This is a genomic window from Lysobacter sp. GX 14042 (assembly GCF_021390425.1).
In the GTDB taxonomy this organism is placed as follows: domain Bacteria; phylum Pseudomonadota; class Gammaproteobacteria; order Xanthomonadales; family Xanthomonadaceae; genus Novilysobacter.
This window is the reverse complement of the sequence record NZ_JAJUWY010000002.1, coordinates 564,186-582,812: the sequence shown is the minus strand read 5'-3', so window position 1 is coordinate 582,812 and position 18,627 is coordinate 564,186. Positions and strand designations below refer to the sequence as shown.

At 71.2% G+C, this 18,627-nt stretch carries 21 protein-coding genes; 9 read left to right on the top strand and 12 right to left on the bottom strand.

All coding sequences use genetic code 11. The features are described 5' to 3' along the window. Nucleotides 1-42 precede the first annotated feature (42 nt). Nucleotides 43-1,911, top strand: coding sequence for a S8 family peptidase (locus LY625_RS06115; RefSeq protein ID WP_233738299.1), 1,869 nt, complete (start codon nucleotides 43-45; stop codon nucleotides 1,909-1,911). 250 nt (nucleotides 1,912-2,161) lie between these two features. Here LY625_RS06115 and rpmG read toward each other — a convergent pair whose 3' ends face one another. The 7 genes from rpmG to LY625_RS06080 form a co-directional block, all read right to left on the bottom strand. Beyond that, a complete protein-coding gene (rpmG, locus tag LY625_RS06110; protein WP_052631863.1) occupies nucleotides 2,162-2,326 on the bottom strand; it encodes a 50S ribosomal protein L33 in 165 nt (54 codons plus the stop codon). 14 nt (nucleotides 2,327-2,340) lie between these two features. Beyond that, nucleotides 2,341-2,577 carry a 50S ribosomal protein L28 gene (gene rpmB / locus LY625_RS06105; RefSeq protein WP_233738298.1) on the bottom strand — a complete coding sequence of 79 codons (237 nt, stop codon included), beginning with the start codon at nucleotides 2,575-2,577 and terminating at the stop codon, nucleotides 2,341-2,343. Nucleotides 2,578-2,845: 268 nt separating this feature from the next. After that, complete coding sequence (locus LY625_RS06100; protein ID WP_233738351.1) at nucleotides 2,846-4,573, bottom strand: DUF885 family protein; 1,728 nt, start codon at nucleotides 4,571-4,573, stop codon at nucleotides 2,846-2,848. A gap of 177 nt (nucleotides 4,574-4,750) precedes the next feature. After that, nucleotides 4,751-5,704 carry a ParB/RepB/Spo0J family partition protein gene (locus LY625_RS06095; protein ID WP_233738297.1) on the bottom strand — a complete coding sequence of 318 codons (954 nt, stop codon included), beginning with the start codon at nucleotides 5,702-5,704 and terminating at the stop codon, nucleotides 4,751-4,753. Next, nucleotides 5,701-6,519, bottom strand: coding sequence for an AAA family ATPase (locus LY625_RS06090; RefSeq protein ID WP_233738296.1), 819 nt, complete (start codon nucleotides 6,517-6,519; stop codon nucleotides 5,701-5,703). Before LY625_RS06090 ends, LY625_RS06095 begins: the two co-directional genes overlap by 4 nt. Before the next feature lie 129 nt (nucleotides 6,520-6,648). Continuing rightward, on the bottom strand, nucleotides 6,649-7,311 hold the full coding sequence (rsmG, locus tag LY625_RS06085; protein ID WP_233738295.1) for a 16S rRNA (guanine(527)-N(7))-methyltransferase RsmG: 663 nt from the start codon (nucleotides 7,309-7,311) through the stop codon (nucleotides 6,649-6,651). Beyond that, nucleotides 7,308-7,913 carry a 4'-phosphopantetheinyl transferase superfamily protein gene (locus LY625_RS06080; protein ID WP_233738294.1) on the bottom strand — a complete coding sequence of 202 codons (606 nt, stop codon included), beginning with the start codon at nucleotides 7,911-7,913 and terminating at the stop codon, nucleotides 7,308-7,310. Before LY625_RS06080 ends, rsmG begins: the two co-directional genes overlap by 4 nt. 78 nt (nucleotides 7,914-7,991) lie before the next feature. On the opposite strand from LY625_RS06080, the gene LY625_RS06075 reads away from it, so the two are divergent. Then, on the top strand, nucleotides 7,992-9,332 hold the full coding sequence (locus LY625_RS06075) for an AMP-binding protein (protein ID WP_233738293.1): 1,341 nt from the start codon (nucleotides 7,992-7,994) through the stop codon (nucleotides 9,330-9,332). Between the two features lie 126 nt (nucleotides 9,333-9,458). Further along, nucleotides 9,459-9,728 carry a GlsB/YeaQ/YmgE family stress response membrane protein gene (locus tag LY625_RS06070; RefSeq protein ID WP_233738350.1) on the top strand — a complete coding sequence of 90 codons (270 nt, stop codon included), beginning with the start codon at nucleotides 9,459-9,461 and terminating at the stop codon, nucleotides 9,726-9,728. 155 nt (nucleotides 9,729-9,883) lie between these two features. On the opposite strand, the gene xth is transcribed toward LY625_RS06070, so the two are convergent. The 4 genes from xth to LY625_RS06050 all read right to left on the bottom strand — a co-directional run bounded on the left by xth (nucleotide 9,884) and on the right by LY625_RS06050 (nucleotide 13,863). Then, nucleotides 9,884-10,660, bottom strand: coding sequence for an exodeoxyribonuclease III (gene xth / locus LY625_RS06065; RefSeq protein WP_233738292.1), 777 nt, complete (start codon nucleotides 10,658-10,660; stop codon nucleotides 9,884-9,886). 21 nt (nucleotides 10,661-10,681) lie between these two features. Next, the gene (gene tssA, locus LY625_RS06060) at nucleotides 10,682-11,713 is read right to left on the bottom strand and encodes a type VI secretion system protein TssA (protein WP_233738291.1); all 1,032 of its coding nucleotides are present in this window, start codon (nucleotides 11,711-11,713) and stop codon (nucleotides 10,682-10,684) included. An 84-nt stretch (nucleotides 11,714-11,797) separates the two neighbouring features. Then, a complete protein-coding gene (locus LY625_RS06055) occupies nucleotides 11,798-13,066 on the bottom strand; it encodes a heme biosynthesis HemY N-terminal domain-containing protein (protein WP_233738290.1) in 1,269 nt (422 codons plus the stop codon). Next, nucleotides 13,063-13,863 (bottom strand): uroporphyrinogen-III synthase, encoded by an 801-nt coding sequence (locus LY625_RS06050; RefSeq protein ID WP_233738289.1) that lies wholly within the window; start codon nucleotides 13,861-13,863, stop codon nucleotides 13,063-13,065. Before LY625_RS06050 ends, LY625_RS06055 begins: the two co-directional genes overlap by 4 nt. 75 nt (nucleotides 13,864-13,938) lie before the next feature. On the opposite strand from LY625_RS06050, the gene LY625_RS06045 reads away from it, so the two are divergent. The 5 genes from LY625_RS06045 to LY625_RS06025 all read left to right on the top strand — a co-directional run bounded on the left by LY625_RS06045 (nucleotide 13,939) and on the right by LY625_RS06025 (nucleotide 17,072). Beyond that, entirely contained in the window at nucleotides 13,939-14,433 is a 495-nt protein-coding gene (locus tag LY625_RS06045) for a YiiD C-terminal domain-containing protein (protein WP_233738349.1), read from the top strand. 46 nt (nucleotides 14,434-14,479) lie between these two features. Then, nucleotides 14,480-14,896 carry a hypothetical protein gene (locus tag LY625_RS06040; RefSeq protein ID WP_233738288.1) on the top strand — a complete coding sequence of 139 codons (417 nt, stop codon included), beginning with the start codon at nucleotides 14,480-14,482 and terminating at the stop codon, nucleotides 14,894-14,896. A gap of 63 nt (nucleotides 14,897-14,959) precedes the next feature. Continuing rightward, nucleotides 14,960-15,397 carry a rhodanese-like domain-containing protein gene (locus tag LY625_RS06035; protein WP_233738287.1) on the top strand — a complete coding sequence of 146 codons (438 nt, stop codon included), beginning with the start codon at nucleotides 14,960-14,962 and terminating at the stop codon, nucleotides 15,395-15,397. Between the two features lie 87 nt (nucleotides 15,398-15,484). Then, complete coding sequence (gene secB, locus LY625_RS06030) at nucleotides 15,485-16,024, top strand: protein-export chaperone SecB (RefSeq protein WP_233738286.1); 540 nt, start codon at nucleotides 15,485-15,487, stop codon at nucleotides 16,022-16,024. 16 nt (nucleotides 16,025-16,040) lie between these two features. Next, on the top strand, nucleotides 16,041-17,072 hold the full coding sequence (locus LY625_RS06025) for an NAD(P)H-dependent glycerol-3-phosphate dehydrogenase (protein WP_233738285.1): 1,032 nt from the start codon (nucleotides 16,041-16,043) through the stop codon (nucleotides 17,070-17,072). A gap of 99 nt (nucleotides 17,073-17,171) precedes the next feature. On the opposite strand, the gene LY625_RS06020 is transcribed toward LY625_RS06025, so the two are convergent. Then, complete coding sequence (locus tag LY625_RS06020; RefSeq protein ID WP_233738284.1) at nucleotides 17,172-17,726, bottom strand: Ax21 family protein; 555 nt, start codon at nucleotides 17,724-17,726, stop codon at nucleotides 17,172-17,174. Between the two features lie 290 nt (nucleotides 17,727-18,016). On the opposite strand from LY625_RS06020, the gene wrbA reads away from it, so the two are divergent. Continuing rightward, nucleotides 18,017-18,616 (top strand): NAD(P)H:quinone oxidoreductase, encoded by a 600-nt coding sequence (gene wrbA / locus LY625_RS06015; RefSeq protein WP_233738283.1) that lies wholly within the window; start codon nucleotides 18,017-18,019, stop codon nucleotides 18,614-18,616. Nucleotides 18,617-18,627: the final 11 nt, after the last annotated feature.

The window sequence follows — 18,627 nt, the reverse complement described above, 5'->3', positions numbered from 1 at the left end:
CCCGTCCTCTACGCGACAGTTCCAACTGGAGAAGGAAAGGATATGACCGTGAACACCAAGACCCTCCGTGTATCCCTGCTGGCGTCGGTGATCGCCGCGGCAGTGGCCGGACCCGCCGGCGCCGTCGACCGCACGCCCCTGGAGGCGCGTCCGATGGCGGCCGCCGTGGCGCAGCAGGATGCGGGGGCCCGGCTGATCGTGAAGTACCGCGACAGCCGTGCCGCTCCCGCCACCAAGGCCCAGACCGTGGAGTCCGCCGCCCGGCGTGCCCACGCCTCGCGCCTGGTCCGCAACAGCGCCGATGCGGCAAGTGCGGCTCCGGCCGCGCGCCACCTGCGCAAGATGTCGATGGGCGCCGATGTCGTGGCGCTGTCGCGCAAGCTCGACGACGCGCAGCTGCAGGCGCTGGTCCGCGAACTGCAGGCCGATCCGGCCGTGGAGCATGTCGAGATCGACCAGATGCTCCAGCACACCGGCACGGCGCGGGTGACCACCGACGTGCAGCCGCAACTGGTCCCCAACGATCCCTATTACGCCCAGTACAACTGGCACCTGCAGAACACCGCGGGTGGCATCCACGCCGAGAGCGCCTGGGACGAGTCCACCGGCGAGGGCGTGGTGGTGGCGGTGCTCGACACCGGCATCATCCCGCACCCGGACATGGACCCGAACATGCTCGAGGGTTACGACTTCATCACCGATGCCTGGGTGTCGCGCCGTGCCACCGACGATCGGGTGCCGGGTGCGCACGACTACGGTGACTGGAACGACGATCCGCTCGAGTGCGACGTGACCGGCAGCTCCTTCCATGGCACCCACGTGGCCGGCACCGTCGCCGAGCTGACCAACAATGGCGAGGGCATGGCAGGTGTCGCCCACGACGCCAAGGTGTTGCCGGTTCGCGTGCTGGGACGCTGCGGTGGCTACACCTCCGACATCGCCGACGCGATCGTCTGGGCCGCCGGTGGCGAGGTGCCAGACGTGCCGACGAACCCGAACCCGGCGGAGATCATCAACATGAGCCTGGGCGGCAGCGGCGCCTGCCGCAGCGTGTCGCAGGATGCGATCAACGTGGCCACCGGCATGGGCACCCTGGTCGTGGTCGCCGCCGGCAACAGCAACGGCGACGTGGCCAACTTCTCCCCGGCCAGCTGCGACAACGTGGTCAGCGTCGGCGCCGCCCGGATCAACGGCGGCCGTGCGTCCTACTCCAACTACGGATCGCTGGTCGACCTGGCGGGTCCGGGCGGTGGCGGTGGGGTCGACGGGAACCCGAACGGATACGTGTGGCAGGCCAGCAACGACTCCGACACCTCGCCGGAGCTCGGCGTTGCGACCTACATGGGCATGGCCGGTACCTCGATGGCCTCTCCGCACGCCGCCGGCGTGGCCGCGCTGGTGCAGTCGGCGGTGGTCGCCAGTGGTGGCGAGCCGAAGACACCAGCCGAACTGGAGCAGATCCTGGTCGAGAGCGTGCGCGCCTTCCCGGCCGCCCCTGACCGGCCGCTCGGTGCTGGCCTGCTGGATGCCCCGGGCGCGATCGCGCTGGCGCTGGGGGATCCGGGGGATCCGGGCGAGCCCGGTGACCCGGACGAGCCCGATGCCATCGAGCTGACCAACGGCGTGGCCCTGACTGGCCTTTCCGGCGCCGCCGGCAGCAGCGTGCTGTACAGCATCGAGGTTCCCGCCGGTGAGCGCCTGCTGAGCGTGCTGACCTATGGTGGCAGTGGCGATGTGAGCGTCTACGTCAGCGCCGGCGAAGCGCCGACCGCCGCTGATCACGACAGCGGTTCGTCGCGCCCCGGCACCAACGAGACGGTGCGCATCAGCAACCCGCAAGCAGCCACCTACTACGTGCTGGTGGTCGGCGAGCGGGCCTTCAGCGGCGTGTCGCTGCAGGCGCGTTACTGAGTAGAGAGGGATCGCACTGCCGCAGGGACGCGGCGCGGGACCCCGGCTTCGGCCGGGGTTCTTTTTGCCCGGCGTTCCGGTTGCCCAGAGGCGGATGGCAACGGCAGCCCGGTACGAAAAAGCCCGCCGGGAAGGCGGGCTTTTTTGCCCCGCCTGGGCGGGGGGCATCGCGGAAGCGTCTGGATCCCCGCGTTCGCGGGGATGACGCGCCGGCAAAGGTGGCTGCGCATGGCGCAGCCACGCCGGTGCGTCACTTGATCTTGCCTTCCTTGTAGATCACGTGCTTGCGGACGACGGGATCGTACTTCTTGATCTCCATCTTGGCAGGCGTGTTCTTCTTGTTCTTGTCGGTGGTGTAGAAGTGACCGGTACCGGCCGAGGAGATCAGGCGGATCTTGTCGCGCTTGGAAGCCATGGTTCAGTCCTCCCTCAGATCTTTTCGCCGCGGGCGCGGAGGTCGGCGAGCACGGCATCGATGCCGTTCTTGTCGATGGTGCGCAGGGCGGCAGCGGAAACACGGAGCTTCACCCAGCGGTTTTCGCTGGCGACCCAGAAGCGGCGCTCATGCAGGTTCGGCATGAAGCGGCGGCGGGTCTTGTTCATGGCATGCGAGACGTTGTTGCCGGTCGTCGTACGCTTGCCGGTGACTTGGCATACACGGGCCATTACGCACCTCGTAGGGGTTCGGTTGGGCCTCCCTTGGCCAGGGAAGCGGCGGCCCCGCCGGGCCACGGATGTGGCTGGCGCGCGATACGGGAACACTTCCGCGCGGAGCGGCGCTGGAACCGACGGCCCGGAATCGCGCTTCCGGGGGTGCCGCCTTGCCGATCATTCGTCGGCCGGACACAGCGAGCCGGGCATTATGCCCCCGGCGCCCCGTAGGGCGCAATAGCCGCCTGCGGGCGGCGTATTGCGCCCACAGCTCCGTCGCACCCTACGCGTCGGTGGGGGTGGCGTTTGTCGCCTGGTCGGCGATCCAGTTGCGGACCTGGTCTTCGAGTACGGGGAGGGGCACCGAACCCAGCGCCAGCACCATGTCGTGGAACGCCTTGATGTCGAAATCCGCGCCCAGGGCCTGCTCGGCCTCGCCGCGCAGGCGCACGATCGCCAGCTCGCCCAGCTTGTAGCTCAGCGCCTGGCCGGGCCAGGAGATGTAGCGGTCGACCTCGGTGGTGACCTCGTGCTCGCTCAGTGCGGTGTTGTCGCGCAGGTAGGCCAGGGCCTGCTCGCGGGTCCAGCCCTTGGCGTGGACGCCGGTGTCGATCACCAGCCGGGCGGCGCGCCACATCTCGTAGGTCAGCCGGCCGAAGTGCTGGTAGGGGGTCTCGTAGATGCCCATTTCCTCGCCGAGCTTCTCCACGTACAGGCCCCAGCCTTCGCCATAGGCGGAGATGTAGGTGTGGCGGCGGAAGTCGGGCAGCACGTCCTGCTCGGCCGCCAGCGCGCCCTGCATGGCGTGGCCGGGGGCGGCCTCGTGCAGGGTCAGCGCGGGCAGGTTGTACAGCGGCCGGGAGGGCAGGTCGTAGGTGTTGACCCAGTAGGTGTTGTTGCCGCCGCGGCCGGCGGTCCAGAACGGGGCGATCTCCGGCGGCACCGGGACGATGGTGAAGCGTGCCCGCGGCAGGGTGCCGAAGTAATCGCCGATCACCGCGTCGATGCGTTTGGCGATCCAGGCGGCGTGGTTCAGCAGCTCCTGCGGGGTATCCACGTAGAACTGCGGGTCGGTGCGCAGGAAGTGGATGAACTCCGCGAAGCTGCCCTCGAAACCGGCCTCGGCGATCACCCGGTCCATTTCCGCGCGGATGCGCGCCACCTCGTCCAGGCCGATCCGGTGGATCTCGTCGGGGGTCAGGTCGAGGGTGGTGTATTCGCGGATCTGCTGGGCGTAGTACGCCTCGCCGCCGGGCATGTCGCTGGCGCCCAGGGTGGTGCGTGCCTGCGGGACGTATTCGTCACGGAAGAAGGCGAGCAGCTCCTGGTGGGCCGGGACCACGCTGTCGCGGATCGCCTCGCGCGCCGCCTCGCGCAGCTGCTCCTGCTCGGCGGCGGGGATGCTGGCCGGCATGCGCTTGAACGGCTCGTACAGCGGCGATGCGGTGGGATCGTCGAGTTCGGCGACCATGGCGATCGACACGTCGCGCCCGTCGAGCACCGCGTGCGGCACGCTGAAGCCGCGCGCCAGGCCGGCCCGCATGTTGTCGATCTGCTGGTCGAAATGGCGCGGGACGTCGTTGAGCCGGCTGATGTAGTTGCGGTAGTCGGCGGCACCGGTCATGGAGCGGCGCGCCATGAACGCCAGGCTGGACCAGAACGAGGAGTCCGAGTTGAACGGCATCTCGTAACCGCGCAGGCGGACCTCGGCGGCCAGGTTCTCCAGCTGCGGCCGGTACACCGCCAGGTGGATCCGGTTCTCCGGCGAGAGCTGCCCGACATCGAGTGTGTCCAGTTCGGCCAGCACCTGCTCCCATTTCTCCAGCCGCGCCTGCTGGCTGGCCGGGTCGACCGAATACAGGCGCCCGTTGTCGCTGTCCTCGCCGCGACCGAACTGCGCCTGCCGCCAGCTCCATTCCGCCTCATGGATGCGGGTGAAACGGCGGTCGGCCTCGGATTCGGGAACGGCTTCGGTCGCCGCCGTGCCGCATTCGCAGGCGGCCTGGGCCAGGACCGGCGCGGACAGCGCAAGGCCGATGGCAAGGACGAGGGGGGCAATGAGCGGCTTGGGATTCACGGGGCACTCCGCAGGCGGTGACCGGCCCATGGTCGCACTACCGCCGCGCGGCCGGCTGTGCCGGAAGTGCCGTGCAGGGGCGGACGGGCGACCCCCAACCCCCCCCCCCGCTCAGTCGCGGGTGCGCAGGCGTCCGAGCACGCCCTCGAGCGAATCCAGGTCGCTGTAATGGATCACCAGCCGGCCCTTGCCGCCACGCCCGTGCAGCACGTTGACCCGGGTGCTCAGGGTTTCCGAGAGCTCGCGCTCGAGGCTGGCGATATCGGCCTGCGGGCGTGGCTGCACGGTACGGCCGCGCTTGCGCTCGGGTACCCGGCCCAGGGCGAACTGCTGGGCGCGGTGCTCGACCTCGCGCACCGACCAGCCGTTCCCGGCCGCCTCGCGGGCCAGCTTGACCGCCAGTTCGGGCGCCAGGGTGAGCAGCGCGCGGGCGTGGCCCATTTCCAGCTGGCGCTCCTCGACCAGGGCGCGGATCGCCGGCGGCAACTCCAGCAGCCGCAGCATGTTCGACACCGAGGCACGCGAGCGGCCGACCGCATCGGCGGCCTGGGCGTGGGTCAGGTCGAATTCGTCGATCAGCCGCTGCAGGGCGTGGGCTTCCTCCAGCGGATTGAGGTCCTCGCGCTGGATGTTCTCGATCAGCGCCATCGCGACCATGGTCCGGTCATCGACCTCGCGCACGACCACCGGCACCTCGGACAGTCCGGCCTGCCGGCTGGCGCGCCAGCGGCGCTCGCCGGCGATGATCTCGAACACCTTGCTGCCGCGGCCGTCGGCGCCGTCGATCTCGCGCACGACGATCGGCTGGATCACGCCCTGGGCGCGGATCGACTCGGCCAGTTCGGCCAGCTTGTCCTCGTCCCAGTGCTGGCGCGGCTGGTAGCGGCCGGGAACCAGGGCGTCGACCGGCAGCGTGCGCAGCCGGTCACCCTTGCCGGCCTCCAGCGACGGCGCCTGGGCCTTGGGGCCGAGCAGGGCCTCGAGCCCGCGCCCCAGGCGCTTCTTCGCCGCCGTCTTGCTGGCCGGGGCCCGGGTTGCGGGTGGCTTGGGCGGCTCGGCGCTCATGCGGCGGTCTCCGGATCGGTTCGTGGTTCGCCGGGCGCCGCCCGGCGGTCGCGCTCGCGCTGGCGGCGCAGCAGTTCACCGGCCAGGCCCAGGTAGGCGATGCCGCCGCGGCTGGCCTTGTCGTAGCCGACGATGCTCTGGCCGTGGCTGGGTGCCTCGGCCAGGCGCACGTTGCGCGGGACGATGGTGCGGAAGACCTGCTCGCCGAAGTGTTCGGTGAGCTCGGCCGACACCGCGTTGGCGAGGTTGTTGCGCACGTCGAACATGGTGCGCAGCACGCCCTCGATCTCCAGCCGCGGGTTGAGCGATTCGCGGATCGCCGCGATGGTATCGAGCAGCGCGCTGATGCCTTCCAGTGCGTAGTACTCGCACTGCATCGGCACGATCACCGAATCGGCCGCGGTCAGCGCGTTGAGGGTCAACAGCGACAGCGCGGGCGGGCAGTCGATGATCACGAAGTCGTAGTCACCGGCCACCGGGGCGAGGGCGTGGGCGAGCTGGCGCTCGCGCCCGTCGGCCGCCATCAGCCGGATCTCGGCCGCGGTCAGGTCGATGTTGCCCGGCAGCAGGTCGAAATCCTCGGCGGTGCGCACGATCGCCTCGGCCGCCGTGTTCTCGCCCAGCAGCACCTCGCATACCGAGGTTTCCAGCTCGCGCTTCTCGACCCCGCTGCCCATGGTCGCGTTGCCCTGCGGATCCAGGTCCACCAGCAGCACCTTGCGCGGCATGCGCGCCAGGGCGGCGGCCAGGTTGACCGCGGTGGTGGTCTTGCCGACTCCGCCTTTCTGGTTGGCGACGGCGATGATGCGGGCCATTCGGCGCGTCCCCTCGGGTGGCTGCTGGGTGGAGAAGGAAGGTGCGGACCGCGGGCGGGCAATCCGGGCCGGACCCGGGATTATGCCCGCCCCGTGGCCGGGCTGCCGAGCGCCCCGGCGCGGCCGTCTTCAGCCGGGGCCGGCGCGCCCGACCTCCACCAGGTGGCGTTCGGCGTCCAGTCCGGGCACCTGCAGCCGGTGCGAGCCGAGCAGCCGCCATCCCGGCGGCAGCGCGGCCAGTTCTTCCGCCGGGTGCACGCCCTTCATCGCCAGCAGGCGGCCGCCGGGGGCGAGCAGGTGCCCGCCCAGCTGCAGGATCAGCGGGATCGTCGCCAGTGCGCGGGCGGTGATCGCGGCATAGGCGCCGGGCCGGTCCAGCGCCTCGATCCGGGTTTCCGCCACGTCCACGTGCCCGAGGTCGAGCCGGCGCACCACCTCGCGCAGGAAGCGGGCCTTCTTGCCGTTGCTTTCCACCAGCGTCACGCGCAGGCCCGGGCAGGCGATCGCCAGCGGGATGCCGGGCAGGCCCGGGCCGGTGCCCAGGTCGGCCAGGCGGCCGCCGGTGGCGGCCAGCGGGGTGGCAAAGGGCCGCATCGCCAGCGAGTCGATCAGGTGCCGGTCGACCATCTCCAGCGGGTCGCGCACCGCGGTGAGGTTGTAGGTGCGGTTCCAGCGCGCCAGCAGCGCGAGGTAATCCAGCAGCGGTGCGTGCGCGGCCGGCACGACAGCGAGCGCGTCGAGACCGGCCGCCAGGCGGTCGGCGGCGGAAGGGGGCAGGAGGCCGTCGTTCATGGGCGCGCAGTATGCCGCGCGGGCGCCGCGGCCGGCGACGGGAGCCAGGCCAGCATGCCCAGGTAGCCAGGCGACAGCTGCAGCTCCAGCAGCTGCCACCGGTCGGGCGCGCCCAGGTCGGGGTCGCATTCGACCAGCTGCAGGCGTCCCTTGTCCTCGCCGAATGCCAGCCGGGCCAGCCCGAAGGCCAGTCCCCGCCCGTGTGCCTTGAGTACGGCTTCCTTCGCGCACCACAGGCGCACGAAGTCGCGGGTGCGCGCGTCGCCGTCGCGGCCGGCCAGCCAGGCGGCTTCGGCCACGGTGAAGTGGCGCCGTGCCAGTTCGAGCGCCTTCGGCCGCGGGCGAAGGCATTCGATGTCGATGCCGACCCGCATCCCTCGCGCCAGCGCGAACGCCAGCAAACCGCCGGAATGGCTCCAGTTGCAGTCGAATCCCGGTGGTGATTGCAGCATCGGGCGGCCATGGGCGCTGCGGGTGATCAGGACCTCGCCGGGCGCGCAACCCAACCGCCCGGCCAGCCACCGGCACGCCAGCGGTTCGGCGGCCTCGCCCGCGGCGAGGGGCGTGGTGTCCCAGTACGGTGCAGGGGGCAAGGTGGGCATCGCGGGTTGGCGGCTGTCGGGGAGGCCAGCGTAAAGTAGCCGCCGGGGGCGGCGCTGGCCGCTGGAACAGGCAACCGCATGTCCGCAGTCATCGAACCAGTCGCCGAACAAGTGGGCAGCCCCCTGGTCGCCGGCGATCCGCAGCAGCCGTTCGCCTTCGGCCCGGAAGGGATCGTGAGCCGCGGGCTGTTCCTGCGGCACGTGCGGGCGGTGGCGGCGACACTGCCGCAGGCCGGATTCGCGATCAACCTGTGCGAGGACCGCTACCGGTTCCTGGTCGCCTTCTGCGCCGCCGCGCTGCGCGGCCAGACGACGCTGCTGCCAAGCTCGCGCGCACCGGCCGCGGTGGCCGCCGCGCAGGCCCGCCACCCGGGAAGCTACTGCCTCGGGGACGGGCCGCGAGCGCTGCCGCCGGAGCGCTTCCATTGCCTGCCGGCGCGGTTGCCGGAACTGGGCGATGGACCCACCGTGATCCCCGCCGATGCCCTGGTGGCGATCGGCTTCACCTCCGGCAGCACCGGCCAGCCCGGTGCCCATGCCAAGCACTGGGACTCGTTCCGGACCAGCACCCGGCAGAACCTCGCCGCGCTGGAGGGCCTGCTCGACCCGTCGGGCAGCTGGCTGGTGGCGACCGTCCCGCCGCAGCACATGTACGGCATGGAGTTCTCGGTGCTGCTGCCATTGCTGGCGCCGGTGGCGGTGCATGCCGGCCGGCCGTTCTTCCCCGGCGAGGTGGCGCGCGCGCTGGCCGATCCGCCGGCCCCGGCGCTGCTGGCCACCACCCCGGTGCACCTGCGCGCGCTGATCGAGTCCGGTGCCGGGTTTCCGCCGCTGGCGGGCATCGTCTCGGCGACCGCGCCGTTGCCACGGGCACTTGCCGCGGCCGCCGAGGCACGCTTCGGCTGCGAGGTGCGCGAGGTGTTCGGCTCCACCGAGACCTGCGTGTTCGCCCGCCGCCGCACCGCCCATGAGGACGCCTGGACTCCGCTGGCCGGAGTGCGGCTGGCGCCGCGTCCGGATGGCACCGCCGTGCACGCCCCGCACCTGGCCGAGCCGGTGGTGCTGGCCGACCTGTTCGAACTTCACCACGATGGCCGCTTCGAGCTCCGCGGGCGCCAGGCCGACCTGCTGGAGATTGCCGGCAAGCGCGCTTCGTTGGCCGAGCTGACCTCCACGTTGCTGGCGGTGCCGGGGGTGTCGGACGGAGTGGTGCTGCAACTCGAACCCGACACTGCCGGGGTGCGCCGCATCGCGGCGGTCGCGGTCGCCCCGGGGCTCGACCGCGCGGCGGTGCTGGCGGCCCTGAAACCGCAGTTCGACCCGGTCTTCCTGCCCCGCCGGCTGCGCCTGGTCGATGCCCTGCCACGCAACGCGACCGGCAAGCTCCCGCGGCAACGGGTGCTGGAACTGTTCGACTGAACAGGCGGGATTTCCGCCCGTTCAGCACAGACGTCCCCATCACGCAAGCCCCAACAGACTGGCCGTGCCCCCGCAGTCAGGGGTTTGCGCTATCCACAAACCGGACGGACGAAGGAGAACAGCATGATCAGTTTCATCATTTGGCTGATTATCGGCGGCATCATCGGCTGGATCGCCAGCCTCATCATGAAAACCGACGCCCAGCAGGGTGTCTTCCTCAACGTCATCGTCGGCATCGTCGGTGCGCTGCTCGGTGGCTGGCTCGCCGGCATGCTCGGGATCGGCGGCGGCTCGATCAACGACGGCATCAGCTTCGTGAGCATCCTGGTCTCGCTGATCGGCGCGATCGTCCTGCTTGCAATCGTCAACCTGTTCCGTCGCGGCCGGGTGCGCTGAGTTCCCACGCGAGACAGGAGCGTCCCTCCTCCGTCCGCGGATCAGGTCCGGATCAGGTCCTTTCCCGCGCACGGCAGATCGGGGAGGCGACGCCTAGATGCGGAAAAGGCCCGGGAGTTTCCCGGGCCTTTTCCGTTTGCGGCGCGCGGCCGGCGTCAGGCTGGCGCAGCCAGCCGGACCCATGCCGGAGCGTGGTCGCTCGGGCGCTCCAGGGCGCGGGGCTCACGGTCGATGCCGGCGCCGATGCAGCGCGTGCGCAAGGCATCGGACACGAGGGTCAGGTCGATGCGCAGGCCGAGGTTCCGCCGGAACGCCGCCTGCCGGTAATCCCACCAGCTGAACTCGGCCGGGCCGTCGTGGTGAAGGCGATAGGCATCATGCAGTCCCAGCGCCAGCAGCCGCTGCAGTTCGGCCCGTTCCTGCGCCGATGACAGGATGTGGCCCTCGTGCCAGACCTCCGGGTCGTGCACGTCGCGGGCATCCGGGGCGATGTTGAAGTCGCCCAGTACCACCAGCTCGGGGTAGCGCTGCAGTTCGGCGGCCAGCCAGTCGTGCACCGCCTCCAGCCAGCGCAGCTTGTAGGCGAACTTGTCGCTGCCCACCGACTGGCCGTTGACCACGTACAGGTTGACGATGCGGATGCCGTCGACGGTGGCGGCGATCACCCGCTTCTGGTCGTCCTCGAAACCGGGGATGCCCATCTGCACGTCCACGGCGGGCAGGCGGCTGAGGATGGCGACGCCGTTGTAGGTCTTCTGGCCACTGAACACGCTGCGGTAGCCGGCCGCGGCGAGCTCGGCGTCAGGGAAACGGTCGTCCGGAAGCTTCGTCTCCTGCAGCCCCACCACGTCGGGACTGGCGGCTTCCAGCCACTGCAGCAGGTGTGGAAGGCGGACGTTGAGGGAATTGACGTTCCAGCTGGCGATTTTCATCGCACCAGTCTAGCCGCCGCCTCAGTCCCCGGTCGCCGGCTCGGCGCTGTCGAGCAGGTCCTCCAGCTGTTCCAGGGTGCCGTGGTCCCTGACCACCCGGCGCAACCACACGTGCAGCGGCATCTCGCCCCAGTGCGCCGCTTTCTCGGCCAGGTAGGCGACCGGGCTGTGCGGCTCGGTGCGGCGGAAGTACTCGGCGACCTCGCGCAGGCGGGCGATCGCCTCGCGCCGGCTGGCGATCGGGCCGACCGGCGCCGCCTCTGCTGGCGGCGCGATGTCGGCGGTGGAATCCCCGGCAAAGGACTCGACCGTCGGCGCGGCGCCGTCGAGCAGCACGCCGGCCTCGCGGGCAAACCGCCGTCCGGCGGTGCGGACGCCGTCGAGCGTATCGCGCAGCGCGCCAAAGCCCGGGCCGTCCATCCCGAGCCGGAAGTCCACCGCCGCCTCCATCGCCGCCAGCGCCTCGGCGCACTCGTCGAGCCGCTCGACCAGCCGGACGTAGAACTCATGGGGGGTATCGCGGCGCGCGGCATCGATCGTGGCACTGTCGGGTCCCTCGGCTTCGGCCCCGCGTGCAGCGGCCGCCTCGATCTCCGCCAAGCCATAGCTGCCGCGCGGGGACTGGACCAGCGGCAGCTCGCGCAACCAGCGCGCCGAATGGGTGATCAGCCAGGCCAGGTTGCCGATGCGCGGCTCCGCGTCGCCGTCCTCGGCAAGCGGGTACAGCGCGTCCCAGTAACGCTCGCACAGGCCGGCAACCAGCCGGTAGCCCCGCGCCAGGCCGGTGAAACCGTGGTTGCGGGCCTGGGCCTCGGCCCACCAGCCGGCCAGCCGCAGGTCCTTGCTGCGCGTGCGCAGCAGCTCCCCGGCCTGCCGCTCCACCGCGGGCCAGTCGGACTGCTTGAGGTCGGTGATCCATTCGCCCTGTTCCAGCGAGGGATCGTCGGCGCGCCGCGCCTCGGCGATGGCGTCGTACTCGGGGGAGAACGAGAGGTCCTCCCCACCCGGGCCCGGACCGGCGACCGGCTCGAGCAGTGCATCCAGCTCCTGCATGGCAATCCGTTGCGTTGCTTGGGTACCGCGGATCCTAGCGGATCGCGCCTGGCCGATCACGCCTGGTCAATGAGGCCGGCAGGCTCACTCCGGCGTGCGTGGCAGTCCGTGCCCGTCGCGCAGTTCGCTGGCGGGTTGCGGGGCGGGATCGCCCGGCGCCACCGGCGGATCCTCCGGCAGCGCGCTGACCGGTTCGCCGCGCGCGGCCTGCAAGGCGTTGGAGTAGGCGATGCGGGCGTGGCGGTCGCGCCCCGCCTGCGCCTCGGCGTGGCCCAGCTCCTCCCACGCCTCGCTCCCGCCGCCGTGCGCCAGCGCCGCCCGGGCGTGGTCGTGGGCCTGGGGCCACTGGCCGCGGGCGCGGGCCAGGCGGGCCTGTGCCAGCAGCAGGCCGGGGCTGTCGGGATGCTCGCGCGCCCACTGCCCGGCGCGACGCTGGCGCTCCTCCAGCCGCCCGACCGGCAGGCGCCCGTAGAGGCTCGCCAGGGACTCGTCCCAGCCGGCATCCAGTGCCCGCTCCACGCTGCCGGTGGCCGCGTCTTCCCAGCGCAGGTCCGCGGCACGCCGGGCATAGGCGGCAACGATCGCCGGATCCTGGCGGGCCGCGGCGGGCATCGCTTCCCAGCGGTCGGCAAGGGTGTTGGCATCGCCGGCCTGTTCGAGTGCGCGCGCCGCCCAGCGCGCCTGCAGGCGGTCGAGTTCGGTGGCGGGCAGGGCGTGCTGGCTGCGCAGTGCGCCGAGCATGCCGTAGGCCTCGTCCGGCCGCCCGGCGGCGTCGAGCGCGCGTACCCGCAGGGCCAGCCCGTGTGGCGGCAGGGGTTGCGCGGCGGGCTCGTCCAGCGCCCGCAGTGCATCGTCCGCACGGCCATCGCCCAGCGCCGCCTCGGCCTGCAGCACGGCGCGTTCGCTCGGCCGACCGTCGAGTGCCTGCAGGTGGCGCTCCAGCCGCGCCCGGTCACCGGTCGCCATCGCCGCGCGCGCAGCGGCGATATGGGCCAGGCGCGCGCTGCCGTCATCGGCGATCACCGGTGAGCGGGCCGCCTCGTCCAGGCGCTGCGCGGCGCGTTCCCAATGTCCCAGCTCGTAGGCTTCCAGGCCTTCATACAGGCGGCTGCGGGCGGTACGGCGGCGACGCCGGCGCAGGCCGAGCACCGGGGCGGTCACCAGCTTCCACAGCAGCCACAGCGCCAGCAGCACGCCCGCGCCCACCAGCACCACCACGGCCAGGGTGGTGGTGTAGTCCATGCCGCGGAAACGCACCAGCACGTAGCCGGGATCCTGCATCAGCATCTGCGCGACCAGCGCGCCGAGCAGGGCCAGCACGATCCAGAACAACAGGTTTCGGAACAGCTTCATCGTGGGGTCTCCTCGGGCCCGGGGGCCGGTGATCGCGCGAGTCTGCCGCGCACGCGGGCAAACGCCGGTGAAGCCGCCAGCACGGCGGCCGCGGCCACCATGTCGGCGGGGCGTGCGCTGGCGGCGCGGTGCCTGTCGGCAAAACCCAGGTCGGCGGCGAGCGTGGCCAGCCGGTCGCTGGCGGCGATCACCGGCAGGGCCCGCAGGCGGTCCAGCGCCGCGGCACCGGCGGCCTCGACCACCCGCTGCAGCGCCTCGCCGCTGGAAACCGCCAGTACCGCCGGTGCGTCGAGGGTGTGCAGCCGCGCCAGTTGCCGCGGTGGCAGCGGATGCGGGACGCGTTCGTAGACATCGGCGCGCAGCACCAGCGCGCCGCGTGCCTCGAAGGCCGGGACCAGGGTTCCCCGTCCGCCCGGGGCGGTGACCAGTCCCAGGCGCCTGCCGGCCAGCCGCTGCAGCCCGGGGAGCGCCAGCAGGCCTTCGCTGTCCATGCGCGCGGGGGAGTCGACCGTGTCCACTCCCGCACGCCGCAGGGCTGCCGCGGTGCCGGCGCCGACCGCGAACCACTGCTGGCCGGGTTGGCGATGCAGCGCCTGCAGCGCGCCCGCCATGCCTGCCGCGGCCGGGCTGGTGAACACCACGAACGGCGCCGCCAGGGCCGCCTGCAGTGACTCGCGTGCGGCCCTGGAATCCCGCGGCTGGACCGACCATGGCGAGAGCGCGACCACCGCTCCCCCATGTCGCGCCGCCGCCCTGCGCACCGGGCCGTGCTGGCCGGTCGGGCGCAGGGAGATCACGTACCATTCCGGTGGGCCGGAGCGTTGGGTGTGGCTGTGCATCGCACCAGCTTGGCACGACCCTTCAACCCCTGCATCCGTCCGGCGCCGACCATGACCACTCCGCTCCAGCACCTGCAGCAGCACTACGACTCGATGCCGCCGGTGGCGGTGATGCAGCTGTCGATCGAAGGCTTCGCGGAACACCGGCTGGGCCTGCGCGCGCCGCTGGCGCCCCACGTCAACGACAAGGGCTGCGCCTTCGGCGGCAGCCTGGCCTCGCTGATGACCCTGGCCGGCTGGGGCCTGGTGTGGCTGGAACTGGACGCGGCCGGGATGGAGGCCGACATCTACGTCGCCGACAGCACCATCCGCTACCTGGCGCCGCTGTATGACGAGCTGCGGGTGACCGCCGAAGCCGCAGCCGATGCGGACTGGGGCGCTTTCGCTACCCGGCTGCGCGAGCGCGGGCGCGCCCGCATCGAGCTGGTCGCCAGGGTGCCGCTGCCCGATGGCCGGGTCGCGACCACGTTCACCGGCCGCTACGTCGCCATTGCCCGCCCGCTCGCGGCCGCCGGCGCCACCGGCTAGCATTGCCGACTGGCATTTGACGGTCCGTTCCGGGCCCGGAATCTCCATGCGCCTGATCAAGCTGCTGCTGCTCGCGAGCGTCATCGCCGTCACCGCCTGCGCCACCGGTGGTTCCGCCTCGGATGCGCTGGAGAAGGCCCAGTACGCGTGGTCGGGCGCGATCCGCTGGGGGGATTTCGCCGGCGCCCGGAACCTGGTCGATCCGGAGGTGCGCCAGGCAAGGCCGCTGAGCGAACTGGAACTGGCCCGCTACGAACAGGTCCAGGTCTCGTCCTACCGCAGCAGCGGTGCCAGTACCGACATCGACGCCGGCATTGCCGTGCGCGAAGTGCGCATCGGGGTGATCAACCGCCACACCATGGCCGAGCGCGAGGTCAGCTACCGCGAGCAGTGGCGATGGGATGACCAGGCACGCACCTGGTGGCTGACCAGCGACCTGCCGGACCTGTGGGGCGGCAACTGAGGTTTTGCACCGCGGCTGCGCGGTGGGCGACAATCGCCGCCCCGCATTGCCGGTCCCCTGCCCGTGAGCCCTGAAGAACTGCTGGCCTTCGCCAGTCGAAACCTGATGCTGTCGCTGGCCCTCGCGGGGCTGACGGTGGCCATCGCCTGGGTCGAGGTCACCCGGCTGTTCCGTGGCTACAAGTCGCTGCGTCCGGGCGAGCTGTCCGCTTTGGTCAACCGCGAGGACGCGCTGGTCGTCGACCTGTCGCCGATCAACGACTACCAGAAGGGCCACATCGCCGGCAGCAAATCGGTGCAGCCCAGCCAGTTCGACCCCGAGAACAAGCTGCTGGCCAAGGCCCGCTCGCTGCCGGTGGTCGTGGTGTGTGCCAACGGAATGGGCGCCGGCAACGCTGCCCGCCGCCTGGTGAAGGCCGGGTTCGAGCGGGTGTATGTACTCGACGGCGGGATCCAGGCGTGGCGGCAGGCCGACATGCCGCTGGTCAAGGGCCGCGGCTGACGGCTGCGGAGCCACGGCGGGAGGTGGGGAGCGGGTGGCGGCGCATGCCATAATCGGTTCCTTTCCGCCTTCACGCTGGAGTCACCCATGTCCGAAGAGAACCTCAACGGCGCCGCCGCCGGTGCCGCCGCCCAGCCCGATGGCCAGACCGGCCCGTCGTTCACCGTCGAGAAGATCTACACCAAGGACGTCTCGTTCGAGGTCCCGGGTGCCCCGGCGGTGTTCTCCGAGCAGGCCCAGCCGCAGCTGCAGATGAACCTCAGCCAGAACGTGCAGCGCGTGGGCGACAACGCCTACGAGGTGGTGTTGGGCGTGACCCTGAACTGCACTGTCAACGAGAAGCCGGCCTACCTGGTCGAGGTCAAGCAGGCCGGCGTGTTCGGCGTCTCCGGTTTCGAGGCCCAGCAGCTGGACGCCATGCTCGGCGTGCACTGCCCGAACATCCTCTACCCGTATGCCCGCCAGCTGATCAGCAGCCTGATCCAGACCGGCGGCTTCGCCCCGTTCCTGTTGCAGCCGATCAACTTCGAGGCGCTGTACGCCGAAGGCCTGCGCCAGCGCGCCGCGCGCCAGGAGCAGGGTGCCCAGGAGAGCCTCGGCGACGCCGAGACCCAGGGCAACGCCTGACCGCAGCGGCATGGGCATGAACGAGGGCACCGTGAGGGTGCCGGTAACGGTGCTGGGCGCGGGTTCCTGGGGGACCGCCCTGGCGGCCCTGGTTGCCCGGCACGGACATCCCACGGTGCTGTGGGGCCGGGACGCGGAGGCTGTCGCGGCCATCGACTCCGGGCAAGGAAACCCGCGCTACCTGCCGGGGATCGCGTTGCCTGACGGGTTGCGGGCCACCACCGACCTGGCCGCCGCGCTGCGCGGCGCCGGGCTGGTGCTGGTGGTCACGCCCTCGCATGCCTTCGCCGACACCCTGCGCGCGCTCGCGCCGCACCGGCCGGAAGGCGCCGGCGTGGCCTGGGCGAGCAAGGGCTTCGAGCCGGGCAGCGGCCGCTTCCTGCACGAGGTCGCGGCGGGGTTGCTGGGCCCGGACGTCCCGCTGTCGGTGGTCACCGGCCCGTCCTTTGCCAAGGAGGTCGCGCTGGGCCTGCCGACCGCGGTCACCGTCCATTCCGAGCAGGCGGCGTTCGCCCAGCAGGTCGCCGACGTGCTCCACGGCCCGTCGTTCCGCGCCTACACCGGCAACGACATGCTCGGCGCCGAGCTGGGTGGGGCGATGAAGAACGTGCTGGCGGTGGCCACCGGCGTCGCCGACGGCATGGACCTGGGGCTGAATGCCCGCGCCGGCCTGGTGACCCGTGGCCTGAACGAGATGCTGCGGCTCAACCGCGAGCTCGGCGGCCGCCCGGAAACCCTGATGGGCCTGGCCGGGATGGGCGACCTGGTGCTGACCTGCACCGGTGACCTCTCGCGCAACCGCAGGCTCGGTCTGGCATTGGGCCGCGGGCAGGGGATCGAAGAGGCGGTGCGGGAGATCGGCCAGGTGGTCGAATCGATCCAGACCGCCGACGAGGTGATGCGCCTGGCGCGCCGCCACCAGGTCGAGCTGCCGATCGCCGAGGCGGTGCACGCGGTGCTGCATGGCGAGATCAGCCCGGCCGAAGGCCTGGCGCAGCTGATGGCGCGCGAGCAGAAGGCGGAATACGCCACCCCGCTGCTGGGCTGAGGAAAGCACGGACAAAAAAGAAGGCCCCGGCTGATGCCGGGGCCTTGGTCGCGACCCACTGGGGGGGGAGAGAGAGGCGTCGCGTAAACGCAGGTCCGCTCAGAACGACATGCGCGGACCGATGAACCACTGGGTGTCGCCGTCGACGAACTTCACGTCGCCGCTCAGGCCCCAGGTCGGGTTGAACTTCACCAGCGCGCCGAGGCGGCCGTAGAAATCGCCGCTGTAGGTGTCGCCGTCCTCGTAACCGGCCAGCGCGTAGCCCTCGAAGTTGGGGGCCAGGCTGCCATGCACGCCGGCCTCGACGCTCCAGCCGTCGAAGTCCGCGCCGCGGCCGGCATCGAACTTCTCATAGGCGACGCGGGTCAGCAGGTCGGCGCGCGGCGAGATCGCGTGGTTGTAGCCCACGCCGGCACGCCACTGGTCGAAGTCGATGTTGGTGTGGTCGATTTCCTGGTTGGAGAACTCGCCAAACAGGTGGAAGTTCGGTGCGATCGCGCCGGAGCCCTTGATGGCCCAGCCGTCGGCATCGGCGCCGTCGACGTCGGTGGCGGCGTAGCCGGCCTCGAGATAGTTGTAGGAAACACCGTCGGCGGCGGAGGCGGCGAACGGCAGCGCGGCAATCAGGCTCAGGGCGAGCAGGGACTTCTTCATCGGGGTATTCCCTCTTGTATTCGAATCCGGACTGGCGGTCGCCGCGGCAGGCGCCACGGATCGGGGGGTTCCGCCAGCAGGGGCGAGTATCCGGGGAGGTCCCAAATCCCTCCTGAACCGCCATCCCGGCAACGGCTCGGCTGACATGCCCTGTTCAGTTTTGCCCACAAGGGTCCGGAAGAGCCCGTGGAACCGGGGACGGAATGCAACAATCCGTTTCCGCCGCGCGCGGTGGGAACCCGTGCGCGGCCCTTACATTGCCGGTCCCCACATGATTCCGAGGAGACACCATGGCGAAGGTCCTGGTCCTGTACTACTCCGCCTACGGCCATATCGAGCAGATGGCCGGGGCAATCGCCGAAGGTGCGCGCGAGGCCGGTGCCGAGGTGGATGTCCGCCGCGTGCCGGAGCTGGTTCCTGAAGACGTCGCCCGGCAGGCGGGGTTCAAGCTCGGCCAGCAGGCTCCGCTGGCCCGGGTGGAGGAGCTTGCGGACTACGACGCGATCATCATCGGCACCGGCACGCGCTTTGGCCGGATGTCATCGCAGATGGCGAGCTTCCTGGACCAGTGCGGTGGCCTGTGGGCCAGTGGTGCGCTCAATGGCAAGGTGGGCGGGGCGTTCACCTCCACGGCCAGCCAGCACGGCGGCCAGGAAACCACGCTGTTCTCGATCCTGACCAACCTGATGCATTTCGGCATGGTCACCGTGGGCCTGCCCTACAGCTACCAGCCCCAGGCCACCCTGGACGAGGTGGCCGGCGGCAGCCCGTACGGTGCCACCACGCTGGCTGCCAGTGACGGTTCGCGCCAACCCTCGAAGATCGAGCTCGACGGGGCTCGCTACCAGGGACGCCACATTGCCGGGATCGCCACCAGGCTGTTCGGCTAGGCGCGGCACAA